The following is a 21,683-nucleotide window of genomic DNA, read 5'->3' on the forward strand; positions in this document are numbered from 1 at the left end:
GTCCGCTCCATATTGTTGATATTGCTAAAGCCAAAAGCTTTAGCTGAGAGGGTATAAATAGTGGCTCGTACAACCCCAATTGAGCGTTATCGTAATATAGGTATTGTAGCTCATGTGGATGCAGGTAAAACTACCACAACAGAACGTGTTCTGTTCTATACCGGTATGTCTCATAAAATCGGTGAGGTGCATGACGGCGCCGCCACGACAGATTGGATGGTACAAGAGCAAGAGCGTGGTATTACTATCACCTCAGCTGCTGTAACCACATTTTGGCGCGGAATGGAGGCTCAATTCGCTGAACACCGAATTAATATCATCGATACCCCAGGTCACGTAGATTTCACTATTGAAGTCGAGCGTTCATTACGCGTACTCGATGGCGCTGTAGTAGTATTTTGCGGCTCATCAGGCGTTGAACCACAATCTGAAACAGTATGGCGTCAAGCTGACAAATACCACGTTCCGCGTTTGGTGTTTGTTAATAAGATGGACCGTGCAGGTGCAGATTTTGACCGTGTAATAAATCAAATTCGTAACCGCCTTGGCGCGACTTGTGTGCCGATTCAATTGAACATTGGTACAGAAGAAAACTTCAAGGGTGTTATTGATTTAATTAAGATGAAAGCCATTAACTGGTCTGAAACAGATCAGGGTATGACCTTCACTTATGAAGACATTCCTGCAAATCTAGCGGCAAAAGCTGCAGAAATGCATGAGTATCTCGTGGAAGCAGCAGCTGAAGCCTCAGATGAACTGATGAACAAATACCTTGAAGAAGGTGAGTTATCAGAAGTCGAGATCAAAACAGCGTTGCGTCAGCGCACAATTAACAATGAGATCGTGTTAGCCACTTGCGGTTCTGCATTTAAGAACAAAGGTGTGCAAGCGGTACTCGATGCGGTAGTTGACTTCTTACCCGCGCCTATTGATGTTCCTGCAATTACAGGTATCGATGAAAGCGAAAATGAAGTAAAACGCCCACCAGATGACAATGCCCCTTTTGCGGCTTTAGCATTTAAAATTGCGACTGATCCATTTGTTGGTACACTGACCTTTATCCGCGTGTATTCAGGTGTACTTGAATCAGGTGCTGGTGTTTATAATTCTGTTAAACAGAAACGTGAACGAGTAGGTCGAATTGTGCAAATGCACGCAAATGACCGAACAGAACTGAAAGAAGTACGTGCTGGCGATATTGCAGCTGCTATCGGTCTTAAAGATGTAACAACCGGTGATACTCTTTGCGATAATAATCACAGAGTGATTCTTGAGCGCATGGATTTCCCTGAACCCGTAATTACCATAGCCGTTGAGCCACGTTCAAAAGCAGACCAAGATAAAATGGGAATTGCGCTGCAAAAATTAGCAGCAGAAGATCCATCATTCAAAGTTGAGACTGATGAAGAGTCGGCACAAACACTAATATCTGGTATGGGCGAATTGCATCTAGACATTATCGTTGACCGTATGCGTCGCGAATTTGGTGTAGAGTGTAACGTAGGTAAACCTCAGGTTGCTTACCGTGAAACAATTCGTTCTAAAGTAGAAGTGGAAGGTAAATTCGTACGTCAATCTGGCGGACGTGGCCAATTTGGTCATGTTTGGTTAAGAATTGAACCACTCGAAGAGGGTGCGGGCTACGAATTTGTTAACGAGATTGTAGGTGGTGTAGTTCCTCGTGAATTCATTCCTGCCGTTGACAAAGGTATTCAAGAACAGATGAAGAATGGCGTATTAGCCGGCTATCCTGTACTTGATGTGAGAGTCAGTTTGTTTGATGGTTCATATCATGATGTGGACTCGAACGAAATGGCGTTCAAAATTGCAGGTTCTATGGGCTTCAAAAAGGGTGCGCTAGAAGCGACCCCTGTGTTGCTCGAACCTTGTATGAAAGTAGAAGTAACTACACCTGAAGATTATATGGGCGATGTTGTGGGTGATTTAAACCGCCGTCGTGGCATAATTGAAGGTATGGACGATGGCATCGCAGGTGTTAAACTTGTCCATGCAGTAGTGCCTCTATCTGAAATGTTTGGTTATGCGACTGATTTGCGCTCTGCATCTCAGGGTCGTGCCTCATACTCTATGGAGTTTTTGAAGTACGCAGATGCACCGCAAAACATTGCAAAAGCGATTATAGAATCTCGTAACTAATATTGGTTACGGCATCAATGTTATATTGCTCGAATTAATCGAGCACTTCTGAAAAGAAAGGAATATATCGTGGCAAAAGCTAAATTTGAACGTATTAAGCCTCACGTAAACGTGGGCACCATTGGTCACGTTGACCATGGTAAAACAACTTTAACAGCAGCAATCTCTGCCGTTTTGTCTAAAACTTATGGTGGTGAAGTTAAAAACTTCGCTCAAATCGATAACGCTCCAGAAGAGCGTGAGCGCGGTATTACAATTAATACTTCTCACATCGAATATGACACACCAATTCGTCACTACGCACACGTAGATTGTCCAGGTCACGCGGATTATGTTAAAAACATGATTACCGGTGCTGCACAGATGGACGGCGCAATCTTAGTAGTTGCTGCTACAGACGGCCCAATGCCACAGACACGTGAGCACATCTTGCTTTCACGTCAAGTAGGCGTACCTTTCATCATCGTATTCATGAACAAATGTGACATGGTAGATGACGAAGAATTACTAGAATTAGTAGAAATGGAAGTGCGTGAGCTTCTTTCAGAATACGACTTCCCAGGTGATGATTTACCAGTAATTCAAGGTTCAGCTCTTAAGGCACTAGAAGGCCAGCCAGAGTGGGAAGCAAAAATTCTTGAGCTTGCAGAAGCACTAGATACTTATATTCCAGAACCAGCTCGTGACATCGATAAGCCATTCCTACTACCAATCGAAGACGTATTCTCGATTTCAGGTCGTGGTACAGTGGTAACAGGTCGTGTTGAACGTGGTATCGTTCGCGTATCAGACGAAGTTGAAATTGTTGGTGTTCGTCCAACAACTAAAACAACGTGTACTGGTGTAGAAATGTTCCGCAAGCTACTTGACGAAGGTCGTGCTGGCGAAAACTGTGGTGTGTTATTACGTGGTACTAAGCGTGATGACGTAGAACGTGGTCAAGTACTAGCTAAGCCTGGTTCAATTAACCCACACACAACTTTCGAATCAGAAGTTTACGTGTTGTCAAAAGAAGAAGGCGGACGTCATACTCCATTCTTCAAAGGCTACCGTCCACAGTTCTTCTTCCGTACAACAGACGTAACAGGCACAATTGAGTTACCAGAAGGCGTAGAAATGGTTATGCCTGGTGATAACATCAAGATGGTCGTTACTCTGATTTACCCAATCGCGATGGACGACGGTTTACGTTTCGCTATCCGTGAAGGTGGCCGTACAGTTGGTGCAGGTGTTGTAGCTAAAATTATCGCGTAATAGCGAGTTTAGTGAACACTGAAAAAGGAAGCTTAGGCTTCCTTTTTTATTTCCAAAAAGTAACAATCATTAGTAGCATTAACACATAAAATGTGTAAAATGCGCGGCAGTTGATTGTAAGAAGACTTTTAGAAGACTATTTACACAATGGGCTTGATCTTAGAAAGAAGATCTGTATAATTGCCCACTCGCTGACTAGTGTAGCGTAAATTATAATGTTTAACCAAGTAGGTTACTCATTTTCACAGCGACTCCGATTGGGAGTCGAACGGTTAAATCATCTCGCTCTGCTTTTCCATTAGGAAGAAGCTAGAGGGTGATTTTTTATATGTCCATTTTAGGAGCTCTGGTCAATGCAGAACCAAAGAATCCGTATCCGCTTGAAAGGCTTTGATCATCGTTTAATTGATCAGTCTACAGCGGAAATCGTTGAAACTGCTAAGCGTACAGGCGCGCAGGTTCGTGGTCCAATTCCACTACCTACTCGCAAAGAGCGTTATACCGTTTTGATCTCTCCGCACGTTAATAAAGATGCTCGTGATCAGTACGAAATTCGTACCCACAAGCGTTTAGTTGACATCGTAGAGCCAACAGAAAAGACTGTAGACGCATTAATGCGTTTAGATCTTGCGGCTGGTGTCGACGTTCAGATTAGCTTAGGTTAATTGAGATCCTTAGAAGAGGTTTGAGAGATGGCTATCGGTCTTATTGGTCGTAAAGTGGGTATGACTCGCATCTTCACTGAAGATGGTACGTCAATCCCTGTAACAGTAATCGAGATTGCAGGCAACCGCGTTACTCAAGTGAAAACTTTAGAAACAGACGGTTATCGTGCACTTCAAGTGACTACTGGTACCAAAAAAGCCAATCGCATCACTAAAGCAGAAGCAGGTCACTTTGCCAAGGGCGGCGTAGAAGCTGGTCGTGGTTTGTGGGAAATGCGTTTAGCAGATGGTGAAGGCGAAGGCATTGAAGTTGGTGCTGAAATTAATGTTGATATTTTCACTGAGACAGTGAAAGTAGATGTTACTGGTCAATCAAAGGGTAAAGGTTTCCAAGGCGGCGTTAAGCGTTGGAACTTCCGTACTCAAGATATGACACATGGTAACTCTTTGGCACACCGTTCGAATGGTTCTATCGGTCAGAACCAAACGCCTGGTCGTGTATTCAAAGGCAAGAAAATGTCAGGCCATATGGGTGCTGAGCAAGTAACAACTCAAAATCTACACGTAGTACGTGTTGATGCAGAGCGTAACTTGTTGTTAGTACGCGGCGCAGTTCCAGGCGCTACCAATGGTGACTTGATTATCAAGCCAGCAGTTAAAGCTTAAGGTCTGAGGAGATAGTAATGGAATTGGTATTGAAAGACGCCCAGAGCGCTCTTGAAGTTTCCGAAACTACCTTCGGCCGTGACTTTAACGAGGCATTGGTTCATCAGGTAGTTGTAGCATATGCTGCAAACGCGCGTCAGGGCACTCGTGCTCAAAAGACTCGTGCGGAAGTAACTGGCTCAGGCAAAAAGCCTTGGCGCCAGAAAGGCACAGGCCGCGCTCGTGCCGGTAGTGTTAAAGGCCCAATCTGGCGTGGCGGTGGCGTAACATTCGCTGCTAAAACACAAGATCACAGCCAAAAAGTTAACAAGAAGATGTACCGTGGTGCTCTAAAGAGCATATTCTCTGAATTGGTACGTCAAGAGCGTCTAGTTGTTGTTGAATCGTTTGGTGTTGAAGCTCCTAAAACTAAAGAGCTGAAAGCTAAATTAAAAGCAATGAACTTAGAAGATGTTCTAATTGTTACAGCTGAAGTTGATGAGAATTTATTCTTAGCAGCTCGCAACTTATACAAAGTTGACGTGCGTGACGTAGCGGGTCTTGACCCAGTTAGTCTAATTGCGTTCAACACTGTTCTTGTTACTGCTGATGCAGTGAAGCAAATCGAGGAGATGCTAGCATGATCCGCGAAGAACGTTTGCTAAAAGTTATTCTTGGTCCACATATCTCTGAAAAGAGTACTGTGCTTGCTGAGAAAAACAACACTGTAGTTTTCCGCGTAGCCATCGATGCAACTAAAGCAGAGATTAAAGCTGCAGTAGCGAAGCTATTTGAAGTTGAAGTTGATTCTGTTCGCACTTTAGTTAATAAAGGCAAAACCAAGCGTACCGGTGGCCGTGTAGGTCGTCGTATCGATTGGAAAAAAGCTTATGTTACTTTAGCTGCTGGTGCTGAAATCGATTTCGTCGGCGGCGCTGAATAAGCAAAGGAGAATTATCATGGCAGTTATTAAGTGTAAGCCAACCTCTCCAGGTCGTCGCCACGTAGTTAAAGTGGTGAATACGGACCTGCATAAGGGTAAACCTTTTGCTGGCCTGTTGGCGAAAAAAACTAAAAGTGGTGGCCGTAATAATACTGGCCGTATCACTGTACGCCACGTAGGTGGTGGACATAAGCAGCACTATCGTATTGTTGACTTCAAACGCAACAAAGATGGTATCCCTGCGAAAGTTGAACGTCTTGAATACGATCCAAACCGTACAGCGCACATCGCGCTAGTACTGTATGCAGATGGTGAGCGTCGTTATATTCTTGCTGCAAAAGGAATGAAAGCTGGCGACCCAATCCAATCTGGCTTGGATGCAGAAATCAAGACTGGTAACGCTAGACCGTTACGCAACATTCCAGTAGGTAGTGTTGTACACGCTGTCGAAATGAAGCCTGGTAAAGGCGCTCAAATCGCACGTTCAGCTGGTGCTTATGTACAAGTTGTTGCTCGTGATGGTGCTTATGCAACTCTACGTCTTCGCTCTGGCGAAATGCGTAAAGTTCCAGTAGATTGCCGCGCGACATTTGGTGAAGTTGGTAATGCCGAGCACATGCTACGCCAGTTAGGCAAAGCAGGTGCTAAGCGCTGGAGAGGCGTACGCCCTACAGTTCGAGGTGTTGCAATGAACCCAGTAGACCATCCACATGGTGGTGGTGAAGGCCGTACTTCTGGTGGACGTCATCCAGTGAGTCCATGGGGTGTGCCGACTAAGGGTTATAAAACTCGTAGCAACAAGCGCACTGATAAGTACATCGTACGTCGTCGTAATAAATAGTAAGAGGATTCGCCATGCCACGTTCTCTCAAGAAAGGTCCCTTCATTGACCTGCACTTGCTGAAGAAGGTAGAGAAAGCGATGGAAGCGGGAGACAAAAAGCCAATTAAGACTTGGTCTCGTCGCTCAATGATCATCCCTAATATGATTGGGTTGACCATCGCTGTCCATAATGGTCGTCAGCACGTACCTGTGTTCGTAACTGACGAAATGATCGGCCACAAGCTTGGTGAATTTTCACCAACTCGCACTTATCGCGGCCATGCTGCAGATAAGAAAGCGAAGAAGCGTTAATACGGGAGGAATAAGATGGAAGTTTTAGCTAAACATCGTTTTGCTCGTACGTCTGCGCAGAAGGCCCGTCTAGTTGCTGATCAAATTCGCGGATTGCCTGTTTCTAAGGCACTCGAGATTTTGACATTCAGCCCCAAGAAAGCCGCCGTACTAGTAAAAAAAGTACTTGACTCAGCTATCGCAAACGCCGAACACAACGAAGGTGCTGACATTGATGAGCTTAAAGTTGGAGCCGTCTTCGTAGATGAAGGCCCAACAATGAAGCGTATCATGCCACGTGCTAAAGGCCGCGCTGATCGTATCATGAAGCGTACCAGTCACATCACTGTGGTTGTAGCAGATCGCTAGGAGAAGAGAGCAATGGGACAGAAAGTACATCCTAATGGTATCCGTCTGGGTATCACTAAGCCTTGGATCTCTACCTGGTACGCAGATAAGTCAGACTATGCAAATAATCTGAACAGCGACTGGGAAGTGCGTCAATATTTAACTGAAAAGTTAAAGGCCGCATCAGTATCTAAGATTGTTATTGAACGCCCAGCGAAAAGCATCCGCGTTACTATTCACACTGCCCGTCCAGGTATTGTGATTGGTAAGAAAGGTGAAGACGTTGAAGTATTACGTGCCTATGTGTCTAAAATCACTGGTACTACTGCTCAAATCAACATCGCTGAGATCCGTAAGCCTGAATTAGACGCTAAGCTCGTTGCTGACTCTATTGCTCAGCAGTTAGAGCGTCGTGTTATGTTCCGTCGTGCTATGAAGCGCGCAGTACAAAACGCAATGCGCATTGGTGCTCAAGGTATCAAAGTTCAAGTGAGCGGCCGTTTAGGCGGCGCTGAAATTGCGCGTGCAGAATGGTATCGTGAAGGTCGTGTACCTTTGCATACTTTGCGTGCTGATATCGACTATTCAACCGCAGAAAGTCACACTCAATACGGTGTGATTGGTATTAAAGTTTGGATCTTCAAAGGCGAAGTTCTAGACGGTTTAGTACCTGCTATTGAAGAGCCTAAGCAGCAACCTAAGCGTAAGCCTCGTGGTAAATAGGAGAAACTTTTATGCTGCAACCTAAACGTATGAAGTTTCGCAAGATGTTCAAGGGCCGCAACCGTGGTCTAGCGAACGGTACTGAAGTTAGCTTTGGTACTTTCGGTTTGAAAGCAGTCGGCCGTGGCCGTTTAACTGCACGTCAAATTGAATCTGCACGTCGTGCCATGACACGTCATGTTAAACGTCAAGGACAAATTTGGATTCGAGTTTTCCCTGACAAGCCAATTACCTCTAAGCCTCTTGAAGTGCGTATGGGTAAAGGTAAAGGTAACGTTGAATACTGGGTATGTCAGATTCAACCTGGTAAGGTTCTTTACGAGATGGATGGTGTTCCTGAGTCGTTGGCTCGTGAAGCCTTCGCTTTGGCTTCTGCCAAACTTCCTCTGAAGACTACCTTCGTAACTAAGACGGTGATGTAATGAAAGCGAGCGAACTAAGAGAAAAGAGCGTTGAAGAACTTAACGCTGAATTACTTGGTCTGCTGCGTGAGCAGTTTAACCTGCGTATGCAACACGCTACTGGTCAGTTGACTCAAACGAATCAGTTGAAACTAGTGCGTCGTAACATTGCACGTGTTAAGACCATTATTACTTCTAAGGCAGGTGTGTAATGTCTGATAAAGCCCGTACTTTGCAAGGTAAAGTAATTAGCAACAAAATGGATAAGTCTATTACTGTTGCTATTGAGCGCCAAGTGAAACATCCTATTTATGGGAAGTACATTAAGCGTACAACTAAGATCCATGCACATGACGAAACTAATCAGTGTAATGAAGGGGATTTCGTGGCTATTAGCCAGTGTCGTCCTCTATCTAAGACTAAGTCTTGGACACTAGCTGAAGTAGTAACAAAAGCCTAATCTCGATTAGGTTAACGTAAACGGCCCCAGTATTTGGGGCCGTTTGTTTTTTTTGCTATGCATTCCAAAAATGTGTGTTATACTTGCGCGCCAATTTTGAGTAAATTATTACTTGAATTTGGTTCAAATATACTCCCATAGTGGGATTGTGTAGTAACGATAGCGGAGCACTTGAAATGATCCAAATGCAATCGACTCTAGACGTCGCATGTAACAGCGGCGCACGCAGAGTTCAGTGTATTAAGGTCTTGGGTGGCTCTCATCGTCGTTATGCCGGTATCGGCGACATTATCAAAGTTTCTGTTAAAGAAGCGATTCCTCGCGCTAAAGCGAAGAAAGGTGATGTATATAACGCGGTGGTAGTCCGTACTAAGAAAGGCGTACGTCGTCCAGACGGTTCTGTCATTCGCTTCGATCGGAATGCAGCGGTATTGCTTAACGCAAACCTTGCACCGATTGGTACTCGTATCTTTGGCCCAGTGACACGTGAATTGCGTAATGATAAATTCATGAAAATTGTCTCGCTGGCACCAGAAGTACTGTAAGGAGCTTCAAATGGCAGCTAAAATCCGTCGTGAAGACGAAGTAATTATATTAGCAGGTAAAGACAAGGGTAGCCGCGGTAAGGTTTCTCAAGTTCTACCTACTGGTAAGTTAATTGTTGAAGGCTTTAATCTTGTTAAAAAGCACCAGAAACCTAACCCTCAATTGGGTGTGACTGGCGGCGTTATCGAGAAAGAAGCACCGATGCAAGCATCAAACGTTGCGATCTTTAACCAAGCCACAGGCAAGGCAGATCGTGTTGGTTTCCGATTTGAAGACGGCAAAAAAGTCCGTTTCTTTAAATCGAACAGCGAACTCGTTAAGTAATTTGGAGTAAACGATGGCGAAACTGCATGATAAATATCAAGAGACTGTAGTTGCTGAACTAGCTAAAAAGTTCGGCTACAGCAGTGTCATGCAAGTCCCTCGGATTGAAAAAATCACCCTAAACATGGGTGTGGGCGAAGCTGTTGCAGATAAGAAAGTTATGGAGCATGCGCTCCGTGACATGACTGCAATCGCTGGCCAGAAACCAATTGTAACTGTTGCTCGTAAATCAGTTGCTGGTTTTAAAATCCGTGAAGGCTACCCTATTGGCTGTAAAGTTACCCTACGCGGTGAGCGTATGTGGGAATTTTTAGAGCGTTTAGTTGACATTGCAATACCACGTATTCGTGATTTCCGAGGCTTAAGCGCTAAAGCGTTTGACGGCCGTGGTAATTACGCAATGGGCGTGCGTGAGCAGATCATCTTCCCAGAAATCGATTATGATAAAATCGATAAAATTCGTGGTATGGATATTGTTATCACTACTACTGCGAAGAATGATGAAGAAGGTCGTGCTTTGTTAGACGCTTTTAACTTCCCATTCAAGAAATAAGGGTAGCATAATGGCAAAAACATCTATGAAAGCACGTGAAGCAAAACGTGCGCAGCTCGTAGCTAAATATGCTGAAAAGCGTTTAGCACTTAAGGCTATAATCAGCAGCCCTGCAACTTCTGAAGAAGATCGCTGGGATGCCGTACTTAAGTTACAAGCTCTACCACGTGATTCTAGCGCTGCGCGTCAACGCAACCGCTGTAATCAAACTGGTCGCCCACATGGTTTTCTACGTAAATTCGGCTTAAGCCGTATTAAATTACGTGAAGCAACCATGCGTGGTGAAGTTCCTGGTCTGCGTAAGGCCAGCTGGTAAGCACTTGTCACGGAGTAAGCTAATATGAGCATGCAAGATCCTATTGCGGATATGTTAACCCGTATTCGTAACGGCCAAGCTGCTAACCACGTATCTGTTAAGATGCCTTCAGCTAAGTTAAAAGTAGCAATTGCGAAATTACTTAAAGATGAAGGTTTCATTACTGAATACGCCGTAGCAGATGAAGCTAAGCCTGAATTAGAAATTACGTTAAAGTACTTTCAAGGCAAACCAGTCGTTGAGACTATCCAGCGTGTAAGTCGCCCTGGTCTTCGTATTTACAAAGGTAAAGACGAGTTACCAAAGGTGATGGGCGGTCTGGGTATCGCAATTGTGTCCACTTCTCAAGGCTTGATGACTGATCGCGCCGCCCGCCAAAATGGCACGGGTGGCGAGGTTATCTGCTACGTAGCGTAAGGAGCTAGAAATGTCTCGTGTTGCAAAAGCACCAGTCACTGTTCCTGCTGGCGTAGAGGTGACTTTAAACGAACAGACCTTAACTGTTAAAGGCAGTAAAGGAAGTCTGACTCGAGTAATCAACAATGCGGTAAATGTTGTTATCGAAGATGCACAAGTAAAGTTTCTTCCTGTCGATGGCGTTTCTAACGCTTGGGCTCAGGCTGGTACTGCACGTGCACTAGTAAACAACATGGTTGTTGGTGTATCTCAAGGTTTTGTGAAAAAACTTAAATTAGTTGGTGTAGGTTACCGTGCAAAGATTGCTGGTAGTGACTTAGATTTAACATTAGGTTTCTCACATCCATTAGTACACAAACTGCCCGCAGGCGTTACTGCAGAGTGTCCTAGCCAAACTGAAATCGTGCTTTCGGGCGTTGATAAACAAGTTGTTGGTCAGGTTGCTGCTGAAATTCGCGGATATCGTCCACCAGAGCCTTATAAAGGCAAAGGTGTTCGTTATGATGACGAAATAGTACGCCGTAAAGAGGCTAAGAAGAAGTAGGTAACGCGATATGGATAAGAAAACATCTCGCTTACGTCGCGCGTTACGTGCACGTAAGAAGATCCAAGAGCTGGGCGTGAATCGTCTGGTTGTACATCGTACACCGCGTCACATTTATGCTCAGGTGATCAATCCTGAAGCTCAGGTGTTGGCAGTTGCTTCAACCGTTGAAAAAGCGGTTAAAGAGCTACTAAAGAGTACCGGTAACGTTGATGCGGCTAAAGCAGTAGGTAAAATTGTTGCTGAGCGTGCGATCGAGAAGGGCGTAGCAACAGTTGCGTTCGACCGTTCTGGTTTCAAGTATCATGGTCGTGTAGCTGCACTAGCAGATGCCGCTCGTGAAGCTGGCCTGAAGTTCTAAGGGGTTATAAAAATGGCTAAATTAGAAGCTCAGCAAAAAGACGATCTGCAAGAGAAATTGATTGCAGTTAATCGTGTTTCTAAAGTAGTTAAGGGCGGTCGTATCTTTAGCTTCACAGCACTAACAGTAGTGGGTGACGGTAACGGTAAGATTGGCTATGGCTATGGTAAAGCGCGTGAAGTTCCAGCTGCTATTCAAAAAGCAATGGAAAAAGCCCGTCGTAATATGGTAACAGTGGAGTTGAATGCAGGTACTTTGCATCACCCAGTTAAAGGTCGCCATACTGGTTCAAAAGTTTATATGCAACCAGCATCACAGGGTACCGGTATTATTGCCGGTGGCGCAATGCGTGCCGTATTGGAAGTAGCAGGCGTTCATAACGTTCTGTCAAAAGCATACGGTTCTACTAACCCGATCAACATCGTTCGCGCAACTGTCGATGCGTTGGTGCACATGAAGTCACCAGCTCAAATCGCAGCAAAACGTGGCCTGAATGTTGATGAGATTCGGGGGTAATGCACCATGGCTACTAAAACTTTAAAAGTCACACAGACTAAAAGCAGCATTGGTCGTTTACCAAAACACCGTGCAACCTTAACCGGTTTAGGCCTACGCCGCATTAATCACACTGTTGAAGTTGAAGATACACCTTCAGTTCGCGGTATGATTAACAAGGTGTACTACATGGTTTCGGTGGAGGAATTAGGATAATGCGTCTAAATACTCTATCTCCAGCAGCAGGTTCTAAATCTGCTCCTAAGCGTGTAGGCCGTGGTATCGGTTCAGGTTTAGGTAAAACAGCGGGACGTGGCCATAAAGGTCAGAAGTCTCGTTCAGGCGGCGGTGTTCGCGTCGGTTTCGAAGGTGGTCAAATGCCACTTAAGATTCGTTTACCTAAGTTTGGCTTTACTTCGCGTCGCGCTTTGGTAACAGCTGAAGTTCGTTTACTCGAACTAGCAAAAGTTAACGGTGATGTTGTCGATTTGAATGCACTGAAAGATGCGAACGTTATTACTCGCAACATCCAGTTTGCGAAAATCGTTCTTTCAGGTACCATTGACCGCCCAGTGACTGTAAAAGGTCTCAAGGTAACCAAAGGTGCTCGTGCAGCTATTGAAGCTGCCGGTGGCAAGATCGAGGAATAATACGTCGATGGCAAAACCAGGACTTGATTTAAAAAGCGCGAAAGGCGGTTTATCTGAACTGAAAACTCGTCTTCTGTTCGTGATTGGTGCGATTATCGTCTTTAGAGCCGGTTCGTTCGTGCCAATTCCTGGTATTGACGCAGCTGTATTGGCAGAGCTATTTGCTCAGCAAAAAGATACCATCCTTGGCATGTTTAACATGTTCTCGGGTGGTGCCTTAGAGCGTGCTTCTATCTTCGCATTGGGTATTATGCCGTATATTTCGGCATCTATCATTATGCAGTTATTGACTGTTGTGCATCCTGCACTCGCTGAATTGAAAAAGGAAGGCGAATCAGGACGTAAGAAAATCAGTCAATATACTAGATATGGCACACTCGTGTTGGGTACGCTGCAATCTGTCGGTATTGCAACGGGTTTACCAAATCTGATGCCTGGTCTTGTGGCCAATCCCGGATTTGGTTTCTACTTTGTTGCAGTTGTGAGCTTAGTAACAGGAACAATGTTCCTTATGTGGCTAGGTGAGCAAATTACCGAACGTGGTATTGGTAATGGTATCTCGATTTTAATTTTCGCAGGTATTGTTGCTGGTCTACCATCGGCCATCGGCTCAACGGCTGAGCAGGCGCGTCAAGGTGACATGAATGTATTAGTACTACTGTTGCTCGCAGTGATTGTATTTGCTGTAACTTATTTAGTGGTATTTGTGGAACGTGGTCAACGTCGTATCGTCGTTAACTACGCTAAACGTCAACAAGGCCGTAAGGTTTTTGCAGCGCAAAGCACACATTTACCATTAAAAATAAATATGGCAGGTGTGATTCCACCAATCTTTGCTTCCAGCATTATTTTGTTTCCAGGTACACTGGCTCAGTGGTTTGGACAAAATGAGTCTATGTCATGGTTAAGCGATTTCGCTTTAGCTGTGTCACCAGGACAACCGCTGTATTCATTATTGTATGCGACAGCAATCATCTTTTTCTGTTTCTTCTATACTGCGTTGGTTTTTAACCCTCGTGAAACAGCAGATAACTTGAAAAAGAGTGGTGCATTCATTCCTGGGATCCGTCCCGGAGAACAGACTTCGCGTTACATTGATAAAGTAATGACACGTTTAACCTTAGCGGGTGCGTTGTATATTACCTTTATCTGCTTAATTCCGGAGTTCATGTTAATTGCGTGGAAAGTACAGTTCTATTTTGGCGGTACTTCGCTACTAATTATAGTAGTCGTAATCATGGACTTCATGGCTCAGGTTCAGACCCATATGATGTCCCATCAATATGAGTCTGTGATGAAGAAAGCTAATCTTGTTAACAAAGCCAATTTAGACCGCTTTGGAAAATAAGATTGCTTTTACGGAGTGATGAAATGAAAGTTCGAGCTTCCGTGAAGAAGATCTGCCGTAATTGCAAGATCGTCAAGCGTAGTGGTGTTGTACGCGTTATATGTGTTGAACCAAAACACAAACAGCGTCAAGGCTAAGAAAGAAGTTTGGTCAGCTCAATAATGGGCTGACCAAAATATTGTTTGCAAATCTGTCGTCTGTCGAGTATCCTTTCGGGCTTTTCGCAGATGGCCTTTAACTTTAAGGAGTGCATAGTGGCCCGTATCGCTGGCATTAACATTCCTGATCAAAAGCATACAGTCATTGCGTTGACTGCTATTTTTGGTATTGGACGTACACGCGCTAGAGCAATCTGCGCATCTACTTCAATTGCTGAAGATGCTAAGATCAAGGAATTGAGCGAAGCTCAAATAGATATCCTACGCGAAGAAGTCGCCAAATACACTGTAGAAGGTGACTTGCGTCGTGAGATTTCAATGAACATCAAGCGTCTTATGGATCTTGGTTGTTATCGTGGTCTCCGCCATCGTCGTAGCCTGCCCCTTCGTGGGCAACGTACTAAGACCAATGCGCGTACGCGTAAAGGTCCACGTAAGCCAATAAGAAAGTAACGGGAAGGTAAACCAAAATGGCTAAAGTTCCGTCACGTTCTCCGCGTAAGCGCGTACGTAAACAGGTTGCAGATGGCATGGCTCATATCCATGCGTCTTTCAACAACACAATTGTCACCATTACGGATCGTCAAGGTAATGCGTTGTCATGGGCTACCTCAGGTGGTTCTGGTTTCCGTGGTTCACGTAAATCAACACCATTCGCTGCGCAGGTTGCTGCTGAGCGTGCAGGTATTGCTGCTCAAGACTACGGTGTTAAAAACCTTGAAGTTTTCGTGAAGGGTCCTGGTCCAGGTCGTGAATCAGCCATTCGTGCGCTGAACGCTGTTGGTTATAAAATTACCAACATTACCGATGTGACGCCTATCCCTCATAATGGCTGTCGTCCACCTAAAAAGCGTCGTGTATAACACTGCGTATATAGGATAGTTGGAGAAAGATCATGGCAAGATACTTGGGTCCCAAGCTCAAGCTCAGCCGCAGAGAAGGTACAGACCTTTTCCTAAAAAGCGGTGTGAGAGCAATCGATTCGAAGTGTAAGCTAGAAACTGCACCTGGACAACATGGCGCACGTAAGCCACGTTTGTCTGAGTATGGTATTCAGTTACGCGAGAAACAAAAAGTTCGTCGTATTTATGGTGTGCTAGAAAAGCAATTCCGTAACTACTACAAAGAAGCTGCACGTCTAAAAGGCAATACTGGTGAAAACCTGTTGCAACTTTTAGAAGTCCGCCTAGATAACGTCGTTTATCGTATGGGTTTCGGTTCTACTCGTGCAGAATCACGTCAGCTAGTAAGCCATAAATCTGTTATGGTTAACGGTCGTGTTGTTAACATTCCGTCATTCAAAGTGTCTGCGAATGATGTTGTAAGCATCCGTGAAAAGTCACGTACTCAAGCTCGTATTAAAGCGGCTTTAGAAGTGGCTGGTCAACGCGAAAAGCCTACATGGGTAGAAGTCGACAATGCGAAAATGGAAGGTGCTTTCAAGCGCGTTCCAGAACGTAGCGATTTGTCTGCGGATATTAACGAACAGCTGATCGTCGAGCTTTACTCTAAGTAAAGCTAACAAACAAGAGAGGACACAATGCAGGGTTCTGTTACAGAATTTCTTAAACCGCGTCTCGTTGATATTGAGCAGGTTAATTCAACTCGCGCCAAAGTTACACTAGAGCCACTAGAACGTGGTTTTGGCCATACCTTAGGTAACGCGTTGCGTCGCATCCTATTGTCGTCTATGCCTGGCTGTGCAGTTACTGAAGTCGAAATTGACGGCGTACTGCATGAATACAGCAGTAAGGAAGGCGTACAAGAAGATATCCTTGAGATATTGCTTAATCTTAAGGGATTAGCAGTGACCATCGAGGGTAAAGACGAGGCTTTGCTTACATTAAGCAAGTCCGGCACAGGCCCTGTTACAGCAGCAGATATCACACATGATGGTGATGTTACCATCGTGAATCCTGATCATGTTATCTGTCACTTGACTGGTAACAATGATATCAGCATGCGTATCCGCGTTGAGCGTGGTCGTGGTTATGTGCCAGCTTCGGCTCGTGCACAGACTGAAGATGATGATCGCCCAATCGGTCGTTTGCTGGTTGATGCTTCTTTTTCACCTGTTGCTCGCATTGCTTATAATGTTGAAGCCGCTCGTGTTGAACAGCGTACTGACTTAGACAAACTTGTGATAGATATGACCACAAACGGTACTATCGATCCTGAGGAAGCAATTCGTCGTTCTGCAACAATTTTAGCTGAACAGCTAGATGCGTTTGTTGAACTACGTGATGTTACTGAGCAGGCTGTTGTAGAAGAGAAACCGGAGTTTGATCCGATTTTGCTGCGTCCTGTCGACGATTTAGAGCTAACTGTACGTTCGGCTAACTGTTTAAAAGCCGAAGCGATTCATTACATCGGAGATCTGGTACAACGCACTGAAGTTGAGTTGCTCAAGACCCCTAACTTAGGTAAGAAATCTCTTACTGAAATTAAGGATGTTTTAGCGTCTCGCGGACTGTCGTTAGGTATGCGTCTAGAAAACTGGCCTCCGGCTAGTTTAGCTGACGACCTATAAGTCTCAGGTTAGTACAGATTTAGGTTATAAGGATTAGGTCATGCGCCATCGTAAGAGTGGTCGTCAACTAAACCGCAACAGCAGTCATCGCCAAGCTATGTTCCGTAACATGGCTTGTTCAATAGTTCGTCATGAGATTATCAAGACAACTGTAGCTAAAGCGAAAGAACTGCGTCGCGTTGTTGAACCTCTAATAACACTTGCTAAAGTTGACAGCGTTGCAAATCGCCGTTTAGCTTTCGCTCGTACCCGCGACGCTGAAGTTGTAGGTAAGTTATTTACTGAATTGGGTCCACGCTTCCAGGAACGTCCTGGTGGTTACACTCGTATTCTTAAGTGCGGTCTACGTACCGGTGATAAAGCCCCAATGGCTTACATCGAGTTAGTAGGTCGTCCTGAAGCTGCTGAAGCTGTTGAAGTTGAAGCTGCTGAGTAATTAATTACTCACCGAAAAACCGAGCCTAGGCTCGGTTTTTTTTTATCTTTTTTTAACTTCGACTTTGTTTCAAACATCATATCTTTTTAGCTGCAATCCATATCCATTTATTGTACAACTTGGTAAATGTCTACTATTTATGCGTAATCTTGTATCTGATTATTTTCACAATCGATCTCAGCTCGGTCAACGAGATGAACCCAATACTCATTTTCTTGATTCTCTGATCCGATATGTGTCGTACAACTCTGTTTAGTAAAATCGTATTATTGTGTTTGTATTAAGGACATATTAGCAACGTTAACCATGTCTAAGCTTAAGTCGATAATACCAAGTACAAGACGCTAAAGTTGTTCTTATGTTTGCAACAATGGCTACTCCATTTAAGTCAATGTTCACAGGTTTTGAGCTGTAAACGAACCTTCAACAGAGTTGGTCGAAACCACTTACTGTATGTGTAATATTTTATTGATGTAGGAATATGGCTGACGGCGGGAATGCAATGCTGGATCTGTTACTTAACATCACGTTAAGGCTGCGTATTCGACTTGATTAACGTACTTTGAAGTTATACTCAATGACTAGGTTATATGATGCCATTATTGTTAACCGTGGCGTGTAGACATGCTACATAGGCCTTACCATAACTAACTATTATCTATTTGGCCTCAGCTTGGAATCATAAATGGTCATCAAATTCTCCTTTGTATTGCCAACTGTATTGCATTACTTGCAATAGGCTAGTAATGACAGCACCGCTGTGCTTAGTTAAAAAAAATGACAAGTTTGATATGAAATAGGCCGAATATTGTCATTTTGCCTTACCTATCTCACTTATTAACCTGAATTGAGGTTATTTAGCATTATTGAGCTGATGCCAAAAATAGAAAATATGGATTAGTCTATAGGTTAAAGCCGTTGTGCTGTGGTTCAAAATCATTGAATCAAAACTGGAAACACAATAAATAGAAGGGTTTTATTGAAACCAGAGTTGTTCATAATTCGATAGGCTTTCATTATAGGTATGACTTACTGTGACTGGCATTGTTCAGTACGCGGAAAATAAGCAGACTTTTAATAGAGACACAACATTTTCAGTTAAGCAGTATTTTACCTTAAATGGATATAATGGTTTTTTGCACCGTCACACCATTGTTTCTTATCCTTGCTGAAAATCTTAATGTAAAACTGACAATAGGTTACAAACCTATGTTCAAAGTATCCTCTCCGTAATGAGTAGCTAAAATAATAGCAACTATCTGTCGATAACAATTGAAATTTCATTCATAAAAAAAGCCTCCGAAGAGGCTTTTTATTACAAATAGACTTTATTTTTCTTCAAGAGCTTTTTGATTATAGGTCGGTTTTTCATGCGTTTGACCCATAGCTTCAGCAACTTCAGGTGGCATGTAATTTTCATCATGCTTAGCGAGTACTTCAGTGGCCTCTAGTTTTCCTGACTCAACCAGTACACCCTGGGCAACGATACCTTGACCTTCTCTAAATAAGTCTGGTAATAAATCGTCGTATGTAACGGATACAGTCCCACCCGCTGAATCATGTACAGCAAATTCAACGTGTAAGCTGTCTGGATCGCGTTTCATCGATCCCATTGTTACCATGCCACCGATTCGGATACGTTGTCCAAGCTCTGGCTTTACACCCGTATCGTTTTTACCGTGGGTAATTTCATACGGTGTATAGAATAAATTCAAATTTGAATTTAGTGCGTACAATAGTAATGATGCAACAGCAGCAACGCCCGCAATCAATGCAACGGCAAGGGTTAATCTCTTTTTACGTCTTGGATTCACGGTTATTACCTCTTGTTTCTTTCAGGCGTTGTTCACGCGTTATCTTTTTAGCAATTTCGATCAGGACTTTACGTTTTTGTCTGATACTCAGGGTTATTAATGTGGCTAGACAGCCGAACGTTACACCATAGGATAGCCAAACATAAAATGCGTAACCGCCCATATCAAGAAAATCTTTAAATGAATCAAATTGCATTATTTTGCCTCCTCTGCGGTTGCTAAGTCTCTCACCCAAGGGCGCATGCCATTGCGAGCAAGGATCTCTGTTCTATAGCGGATCAAGGTTATCGCTCCAATCATCATCCCAAACCCGAAAATATTAATTAACAGTGGGTATAACATATCGGTCGACATCGTCGATTTTTCTGTGATTCTAATGGTTGATGGCTGATGTAAACTACTCCACCAATCAACGGAATATTTAATAATGGGTATATTAATTACGCCGACAATCGCCAGAATTCCAGAAGCTCTAGCCGCGAGGACTTTATCTTCAAATGATGCATACAGTGATATAACCCCAAGGTAGAGAAACAGTAATACCAGTTCAGAGGTTAAGCGTGCATCCCATACCCACCAAGTTCCCCACATAGGTTTACCCCATGCAGCACCTGTTAGTAAGGCAATAAAGGTAATGACTGCACCAATAGGTGCGATAGCTGCCGCGGCCCAGTCTGCCGATTTTATTTGCCAAACTAAGCCAATAAATGAAGCTACTGCCATACCCATATATGCAGCCATTGACATCGATGCAGCAGGTACATGGATAAAGATGATTCGGTAACTGTCACCTTGTTGGTAATCTGTCGGGGCAAATAATAAACCCCAAATACTGCCTGTTCCAACGAGTAATATTGCTAGAATACTAAACCAAGGCAACAAAGTGCCTGACAGTTTATATGCCCGTTCAGGGTCTGCGTAAGAATGTAACCATTTCCACATTAGTTTGTGCTCACACGTAAAGAGGCGCCAATTGCGAAAGGTGCCAAGATTAAAGAACCGACCAACATTGCGGCAAGAATCGCAAGTTGACCATCATAAGCCATATTCAGTCCTGCAGCATCAATCGCACTAGTGGCAAAAATAAGTACAGGTATATATAAAGGTAGAATAAGTAAACTTAGCAGGACTCCTCCTTTGCGAAGTCCTACAGTCAGTGCAACACCTATCGCACCAAGTAACGACAATATCGGTGTACCTAATGCTAAAGTCGACATCAATGCACCGTAACTATTGTCTTCTAAATGCAACAGTACAGCGAGTAATGGTGCGACTAGAATTAAAGGCACACCAGTAAGTATCCAATGTGCTAGAACTTTGGCCAGAACCATTAATGCTAACGGTTGTGGGCTCAGTAGCATTTGTTCTAAGCTGCCATCGTTGTAATCTGCTTTAAATAAACGTTCTAATGACAGCATAGATGCAAGTAAGGCTGCTACCCAGATAATACCAGGTGCTACTCTAGTCAACACTTGAGGTTCTGGTCCAATTCCTAAAGGAAAAAGAGTGACCACTAAAATAAAGAATAACAGCGGGTTAAAAATATCACCTCGATGTCTAATGGCAATTCTTAAATCACGTTGCAAAAGCGTCATGAATGCTGTGGTGTAACTGATTCCTCGTTTCATTCAAATACCTTATACAAAGCGATAGTCGAGAGTGATTTTACGTAGTATGGCATCACTAATAATGCTCATATCCTGATGTGTGGTTAATATTACACATCCACCCGATTCAGCATGTTGAATAAAAAGTTGCTCTAATTCTTCTACACCTTTTTTATCAATTGCGGTAAAAGGTTCGTCGAGGATCCATATTTTACAATTACTGTGTTGTAATCTTGCTAATGCAGTACGTCGATGTTGTCCCGCAGATAAATGACCTGCTAGTGCTTCTTCAAAACCGGTTAAATTGACTTTCGCCAAAATTTCAGTGGTATCGAAATTATCATAGCCACTAATTCTTAAATTGAAGTTAAGATTTTCTTCTGCTGTTAGCTCGCTTTTCACACCCGCTAAATGCCCGAGATAGAGTAAGTCGTGATTAAATTCGTCTCTACAGCGATTGATGTTTTCACCATTATATTCAACTTCACCGGCATAGGGACGTGACAAACCAGCAATAATACGTAAAAGACTGGTTTTACCGGCACCATTAGGACCTTCAACCTGGACAATATCCCCTGCATTGATATTAAAACTCAGTCCATCAAATAGAATGCGCTCTTCCCTAATACAGGTTAATTCGTTGGCACTTAATAGCACTTGTGATTGGTTTGATATGGTCACTTATCCCTCTTATTTTACTTGAGGATGAATTCGAAAAGATATTAACACAAACACTTTTATCGGTTTAGCTTTGTCACTGATTAAGTGCTAGCAATTTGATATGGTTCCAAAATTATGAATTTAGTTTGAACTTTTTCATCGATTACTAATATATTACCTGAACTACACAGATTGTCTCGATTTAGAGGCTAAGC

Annotated in this window: 35 protein-coding genes; 30 read left to right on the forward strand and 5 right to left on the reverse strand. The window is 43.6% G+C overall.

Going from position 1 to position 21,683, the window contains the following annotated elements:
• Positions 1–60 precede the first annotated feature (60 nt).
• The 30 genes from fusA to rplQ all read left to right on the forward strand — a co-directional run bounded on the left by fusA (position 61) and on the right by rplQ (position 17,387).
• Positions 61–2,157: an elongation factor G gene (fusA, locus tag HNW13_RS22940; RefSeq protein ID WP_101084803.1), complete on the forward strand. Its 2,097-nt coding sequence runs from the start codon at positions 61–63 to the stop codon at positions 2,155–2,157.
• Positions 2,158–2,226: 69 nt separating this feature from the next.
• Positions 2,227–3,411: an elongation factor Tu gene (gene tuf / locus HNW13_RS22945; protein WP_011635638.1), complete on the forward strand. Its 1,185-nt coding sequence runs from the start codon at positions 2,227–2,229 to the stop codon at positions 3,409–3,411.
• Positions 3,412–3,764: 353 nt separating this feature from the next.
• A complete protein-coding gene (gene rpsJ, locus HNW13_RS22950; RefSeq protein ID WP_011635639.1) occupies positions 3,765–4,076 on the forward strand; it encodes a 30S ribosomal protein S10 in 312 nt (103 codons plus the stop codon).
• A gap of 27 nt (positions 4,077–4,103) precedes the next feature.
• On the forward strand, positions 4,104–4,742 hold the full coding sequence (rplC, locus tag HNW13_RS22955) for a 50S ribosomal protein L3 (protein WP_192116508.1): 639 nt from the start codon (positions 4,104–4,106) through the stop codon (positions 4,740–4,742).
• 17 nt (positions 4,743–4,759) lie between these two features.
• Complete coding sequence (rplD, locus tag HNW13_RS22960; protein WP_011635641.1) at positions 4,760–5,365, forward strand: 50S ribosomal protein L4; 606 nt, start codon at positions 4,760–4,762, stop codon at positions 5,363–5,365.
• Positions 5,362–5,664: a 50S ribosomal protein L23 gene (gene rplW / locus HNW13_RS22965; RefSeq protein WP_011635642.1), complete on the forward strand. Its 303-nt coding sequence runs from the start codon at positions 5,362–5,364 to the stop codon at positions 5,662–5,664. Before rplD ends, rplW begins: the two co-directional genes overlap by 4 nt.
• Before the next feature lie 16 nt (positions 5,665–5,680).
• Positions 5,681–6,505, forward strand: a complete 825-nt coding sequence (gene rplB, locus HNW13_RS22970) for a 50S ribosomal protein L2 (RefSeq protein ID WP_011635643.1) — start codon at positions 5,681–5,683, stop codon at positions 6,503–6,505.
• A gap of 14 nt (positions 6,506–6,519) precedes the next feature.
• A complete protein-coding gene (gene rpsS, locus HNW13_RS22975) occupies positions 6,520–6,798 on the forward strand; it encodes a 30S ribosomal protein S19 (protein ID WP_006083596.1) in 279 nt (92 codons plus the stop codon).
• Between the two features lie 15 nt (positions 6,799–6,813).
• Positions 6,814–7,146 (forward strand): 50S ribosomal protein L22, encoded by a 333-nt coding sequence (gene rplV, locus HNW13_RS22980; RefSeq protein ID WP_011635644.1) that lies wholly within the window; start codon positions 6,814–6,816, stop codon positions 7,144–7,146.
• Positions 7,147–7,158: 12 nt separating this feature from the next.
• Positions 7,159–7,848: a 30S ribosomal protein S3 gene (rpsC, locus tag HNW13_RS22985; RefSeq protein ID WP_011635645.1), complete on the forward strand. Its 690-nt coding sequence runs from the start codon at positions 7,159–7,161 to the stop codon at positions 7,846–7,848.
• Between the two features lie 11 nt (positions 7,849–7,859).
• Positions 7,860–8,270: a 50S ribosomal protein L16 gene (rplP, locus tag HNW13_RS22990; RefSeq protein ID WP_011635646.1), complete on the forward strand. Its 411-nt coding sequence runs from the start codon at positions 7,860–7,862 to the stop codon at positions 8,268–8,270.
• On the forward strand, positions 8,270–8,461 hold the full coding sequence (gene rpmC, locus HNW13_RS22995; RefSeq protein ID WP_011635647.1) for a 50S ribosomal protein L29: 192 nt from the start codon (positions 8,270–8,272) through the stop codon (positions 8,459–8,461). Before rplP ends, rpmC begins: the two co-directional genes overlap by 1 nt.
• On the forward strand, positions 8,461–8,709 hold the full coding sequence (rpsQ, locus tag HNW13_RS23000; RefSeq protein ID WP_011635648.1) for a 30S ribosomal protein S17: 249 nt from the start codon (positions 8,461–8,463) through the stop codon (positions 8,707–8,709). Before rpmC ends, rpsQ begins: the two co-directional genes overlap by 1 nt.
• 176 nt (positions 8,710–8,885) lie before the next feature.
• Entirely contained in the window at positions 8,886–9,254 is a 369-nt protein-coding gene (gene rplN / locus HNW13_RS23005; protein WP_011635649.1) for a 50S ribosomal protein L14, read from the forward strand.
• A gap of 10 nt (positions 9,255–9,264) precedes the next feature.
• On the forward strand, positions 9,265–9,579 hold the full coding sequence (gene rplX / locus HNW13_RS23010; protein WP_101084804.1) for a 50S ribosomal protein L24: 315 nt from the start codon (positions 9,265–9,267) through the stop codon (positions 9,577–9,579).
• 13 nt (positions 9,580–9,592) lie between these two features.
• A complete protein-coding gene (rplE, locus tag HNW13_RS23015) occupies positions 9,593–10,132 on the forward strand; it encodes a 50S ribosomal protein L5 (protein ID WP_011635651.1) in 540 nt (179 codons plus the stop codon).
• A 10-nt stretch (positions 10,133–10,142) separates the two neighbouring features.
• On the forward strand, positions 10,143–10,448 hold the full coding sequence (gene rpsN, locus HNW13_RS23020; protein ID WP_011635652.1) for a 30S ribosomal protein S14: 306 nt from the start codon (positions 10,143–10,145) through the stop codon (positions 10,446–10,448).
• Positions 10,449–10,472: 24 nt separating this feature from the next.
• Positions 10,473–10,865: a 30S ribosomal protein S8 gene (rpsH, locus tag HNW13_RS23025; RefSeq protein ID WP_011635653.1), complete on the forward strand. Its 393-nt coding sequence runs from the start codon at positions 10,473–10,475 to the stop codon at positions 10,863–10,865.
• Positions 10,866–10,875: 10 nt separating this feature from the next.
• Positions 10,876–11,409, forward strand: coding sequence for a 50S ribosomal protein L6 (rplF, locus tag HNW13_RS23030; RefSeq protein WP_011635654.1), 534 nt, complete (start codon positions 10,876–10,878; stop codon positions 11,407–11,409).
• 10 nt (positions 11,410–11,419) lie between these two features.
• Positions 11,420–11,770 (forward strand): 50S ribosomal protein L18, encoded by a 351-nt coding sequence (rplR, locus tag HNW13_RS23035; RefSeq protein ID WP_011635655.1) that lies wholly within the window; start codon positions 11,420–11,422, stop codon positions 11,768–11,770.
• A gap of 12 nt (positions 11,771–11,782) precedes the next feature.
• Complete coding sequence (rpsE, locus tag HNW13_RS23040) at positions 11,783–12,286, forward strand: 30S ribosomal protein S5 (protein ID WP_011494651.1); 504 nt, start codon at positions 11,783–11,785, stop codon at positions 12,284–12,286.
• Positions 12,287–12,292: 6 nt separating this feature from the next.
• The gene (gene rpmD, locus HNW13_RS23045; protein WP_011635656.1) at positions 12,293–12,481 is read left to right on the forward strand and encodes a 50S ribosomal protein L30; all 189 of its coding nucleotides are present in this window, start codon (positions 12,293–12,295) and stop codon (positions 12,479–12,481) included.
• On the forward strand, positions 12,481–12,915 hold the full coding sequence (gene rplO / locus HNW13_RS23050) for a 50S ribosomal protein L15 (protein ID WP_011635657.1): 435 nt from the start codon (positions 12,481–12,483) through the stop codon (positions 12,913–12,915). The genes rpmD and rplO overlap by 1 nt, the downstream gene beginning before the upstream one ends.
• Positions 12,916–12,922: 7 nt before the next feature.
• A complete protein-coding gene (gene secY, locus HNW13_RS23055; RefSeq protein ID WP_101084805.1) occupies positions 12,923–14,263 on the forward strand; it encodes a preprotein translocase subunit SecY in 1,341 nt (446 codons plus the stop codon).
• A gap of 23 nt (positions 14,264–14,286) precedes the next feature.
• Positions 14,287–14,400, forward strand: a complete 114-nt coding sequence (rpmJ, locus tag HNW13_RS23060; RefSeq protein ID WP_006083579.1) for a 50S ribosomal protein L36 — start codon at positions 14,287–14,289, stop codon at positions 14,398–14,400.
• A gap of 117 nt (positions 14,401–14,517) precedes the next feature.
• A complete protein-coding gene (rpsM, locus tag HNW13_RS23065; RefSeq protein ID WP_011635660.1) occupies positions 14,518–14,874 on the forward strand; it encodes a 30S ribosomal protein S13 in 357 nt (118 codons plus the stop codon).
• Positions 14,875–14,891: 17 nt separating this feature from the next.
• Positions 14,892–15,284, forward strand: coding sequence for a 30S ribosomal protein S11 (gene rpsK, locus HNW13_RS23070; RefSeq protein WP_011635661.1), 393 nt, complete (start codon positions 14,892–14,894; stop codon positions 15,282–15,284).
• A 32-nt stretch (positions 15,285–15,316) separates the two neighbouring features.
• Positions 15,317–15,937: a 30S ribosomal protein S4 gene (gene rpsD, locus HNW13_RS23075; RefSeq protein ID WP_011635662.1), complete on the forward strand. Its 621-nt coding sequence runs from the start codon at positions 15,317–15,319 to the stop codon at positions 15,935–15,937.
• Between the two features lie 24 nt (positions 15,938–15,961).
• Entirely contained in the window at positions 15,962–16,951 is a 990-nt protein-coding gene (gene rpoA / locus HNW13_RS23080) for a DNA-directed RNA polymerase subunit alpha (protein ID WP_011635663.1), read from the forward strand.
• Positions 16,952–16,991: 40 nt separating this feature from the next.
• Positions 16,992–17,387: a 50S ribosomal protein L17 gene (gene rplQ / locus HNW13_RS23085; protein WP_011635664.1), complete on the forward strand. Its 396-nt coding sequence runs from the start codon at positions 16,992–16,994 to the stop codon at positions 17,385–17,387.
• 1,328 nt (positions 17,388–18,715) lie between these two features.
• Here the strand turns inward: rplQ and ccmE are convergent.
• Genes ccmE through ccmA form a run of 5 tightly spaced genes read right to left on the reverse strand, consistent with a single transcriptional unit; the run spans position 18,716 to position 21,489 of the window.
• Complete coding sequence (gene ccmE / locus HNW13_RS23090) at positions 18,716–19,201, reverse strand: cytochrome c maturation protein CcmE (protein WP_101084806.1); 486 nt, start codon at positions 19,199–19,201, stop codon at positions 18,716–18,718.
• Complete coding sequence (ccmD, locus tag HNW13_RS23095) at positions 19,185–19,397, reverse strand: heme exporter protein CcmD (RefSeq protein WP_011635666.1); 213 nt, start codon at positions 19,395–19,397, stop codon at positions 19,185–19,187. Before ccmD ends, ccmE begins: the two co-directional genes overlap by 17 nt.
• On the reverse strand, positions 19,397–20,143 hold the full coding sequence (locus tag HNW13_RS23100; RefSeq protein ID WP_101084807.1) for a heme ABC transporter permease: 747 nt from the start codon (positions 20,141–20,143) through the stop codon (positions 19,397–19,399). The genes ccmD and HNW13_RS23100 overlap by 1 nt, the downstream gene beginning before the upstream one ends.
• On the reverse strand, positions 20,143–20,829 hold the full coding sequence (gene ccmB / locus HNW13_RS23105) for a heme exporter protein CcmB (protein ID WP_011635668.1): 687 nt from the start codon (positions 20,827–20,829) through the stop codon (positions 20,143–20,145). Before ccmB ends, HNW13_RS23100 begins: the two co-directional genes overlap by 1 nt.
• A gap of 9 nt (positions 20,830–20,838) precedes the next feature.
• The gene (gene ccmA / locus HNW13_RS23110) at positions 20,839–21,489 is read right to left on the reverse strand and encodes a cytochrome c biogenesis heme-transporting ATPase CcmA (RefSeq protein WP_101084808.1); all 651 of its coding nucleotides are present in this window, start codon (positions 21,487–21,489) and stop codon (positions 20,839–20,841) included.
• Positions 21,490–21,683 lie beyond the last annotated feature (194 nt).

Origin of the sequence: Shewanella sp. BF02_Schw (genome assembly GCF_014596695.2) — a bacterium.
Lineage (GTDB): Bacteria > Pseudomonadota > Gammaproteobacteria > Enterobacterales > Shewanellaceae > Shewanella.

Bases quoted from the DNA above. Each gene is read 5' to 3' on its own strand.
- HNW13_RS23100 (WP_101084807.1), bottom strand. From the start codon at position 20,143: ATGTGGAAATGGTTACATTCTTACGCAGACCCTGAACGGGCATATAAA.
- rplC (WP_192116508.1), top strand. From the start codon at position 4,104: ATGGCTATCGGTCTTATTGGTCGTAAAGTGGGTATGACTCGCATCTTC.
- rpmD (WP_011635656.1), top strand. From the start codon at position 12,293: ATGGCTACTAAAACTTTAAAAGTCACACAGACTAAAAGCAGCATTGGT.
- ccmB (WP_011635668.1), bottom strand. From the start codon at position 20,829: ATGAAACGAGGAATCAGTTACACCACAGCATTCATGACGCTTTTGCAA.
- rpsQ (WP_011635648.1), top strand. From the start codon at position 8,461: ATGTCTGATAAAGCCCGTACTTTGCAAGGTAAAGTAATTAGCAACAAA.
- rpsS (WP_006083596.1), top strand. From the start codon at position 6,520: ATGCCACGTTCTCTCAAGAAAGGTCCCTTCATTGACCTGCACTTGCTG.
- rplX (WP_101084804.1), top strand. From the start codon at position 9,265: ATGGCAGCTAAAATCCGTCGTGAAGACGAAGTAATTATATTAGCAGGT.
- rplB (WP_011635643.1), top strand. From the start codon at position 5,681: ATGGCAGTTATTAAGTGTAAGCCAACCTCTCCAGGTCGTCGCCACGTA.
- rpsJ (WP_011635639.1), top strand. From the start codon at position 3,765: ATGCAGAACCAAAGAATCCGTATCCGCTTGAAAGGCTTTGATCATCGT.
- rpmJ (WP_006083579.1), top strand. From the start codon at position 14,287: ATGAAAGTTCGAGCTTCCGTGAAGAAGATCTGCCGTAATTGCAAGATC.
- rpsK (WP_011635661.1), top strand. From the start codon at position 14,892: ATGGCTAAAGTTCCGTCACGTTCTCCGCGTAAGCGCGTACGTAAACAG.
- ccmD (WP_011635666.1), bottom strand. From the start codon at position 19,397: ATGCAATTTGATTCATTTAAAGATTTTCTTGATATGGGCGGTTACGCA.
- rpsN (WP_011635652.1), top strand. From the start codon at position 10,143: ATGGCAAAAACATCTATGAAAGCACGTGAAGCAAAACGTGCGCAGCTC.
- rplR (WP_011635655.1), top strand. From the start codon at position 11,420: ATGGATAAGAAAACATCTCGCTTACGTCGCGCGTTACGTGCACGTAAG.
- rplO (WP_011635657.1), top strand. From the start codon at position 12,481: ATGCGTCTAAATACTCTATCTCCAGCAGCAGGTTCTAAATCTGCTCCT.
- rplE (WP_011635651.1), top strand. From the start codon at position 9,593: ATGGCGAAACTGCATGATAAATATCAAGAGACTGTAGTTGCTGAACTA.
- rpmC (WP_011635647.1), top strand. From the start codon at position 8,270: ATGAAAGCGAGCGAACTAAGAGAAAAGAGCGTTGAAGAACTTAACGCT.
- rplD (WP_011635641.1), top strand. From the start codon at position 4,760: ATGGAATTGGTATTGAAAGACGCCCAGAGCGCTCTTGAAGTTTCCGAA.
- rpoA (WP_011635663.1), top strand. From the start codon at position 15,962: ATGCAGGGTTCTGTTACAGAATTTCTTAAACCGCGTCTCGTTGATATT.
- rplN (WP_011635649.1), top strand. From the start codon at position 8,886: ATGATCCAAATGCAATCGACTCTAGACGTCGCATGTAACAGCGGCGCA.
- rplP (WP_011635646.1), top strand. From the start codon at position 7,860: ATGCTGCAACCTAAACGTATGAAGTTTCGCAAGATGTTCAAGGGCCGC.
- rpsE (WP_011494651.1), top strand. From the start codon at position 11,783: ATGGCTAAATTAGAAGCTCAGCAAAAAGACGATCTGCAAGAGAAATTG.
- rplF (WP_011635654.1), top strand. From the start codon at position 10,876: ATGTCTCGTGTTGCAAAAGCACCAGTCACTGTTCCTGCTGGCGTAGAG.
- rpsD (WP_011635662.1), top strand. From the start codon at position 15,317: ATGGCAAGATACTTGGGTCCCAAGCTCAAGCTCAGCCGCAGAGAAGGT.
- rplQ (WP_011635664.1), top strand. From the start codon at position 16,992: ATGCGCCATCGTAAGAGTGGTCGTCAACTAAACCGCAACAGCAGTCAT.
- secY (WP_101084805.1), top strand. From the start codon at position 12,923: ATGGCAAAACCAGGACTTGATTTAAAAAGCGCGAAAGGCGGTTTATCT.
- rplV (WP_011635644.1), top strand. From the start codon at position 6,814: ATGGAAGTTTTAGCTAAACATCGTTTTGCTCGTACGTCTGCGCAGAAG.
- rpsC (WP_011635645.1), top strand. From the start codon at position 7,159: ATGGGACAGAAAGTACATCCTAATGGTATCCGTCTGGGTATCACTAAG.
- rplW (WP_011635642.1), top strand. From the start codon at position 5,362: ATGATCCGCGAAGAACGTTTGCTAAAAGTTATTCTTGGTCCACATATC.
- rpsH (WP_011635653.1), top strand. From the start codon at position 10,473: ATGAGCATGCAAGATCCTATTGCGGATATGTTAACCCGTATTCGTAAC.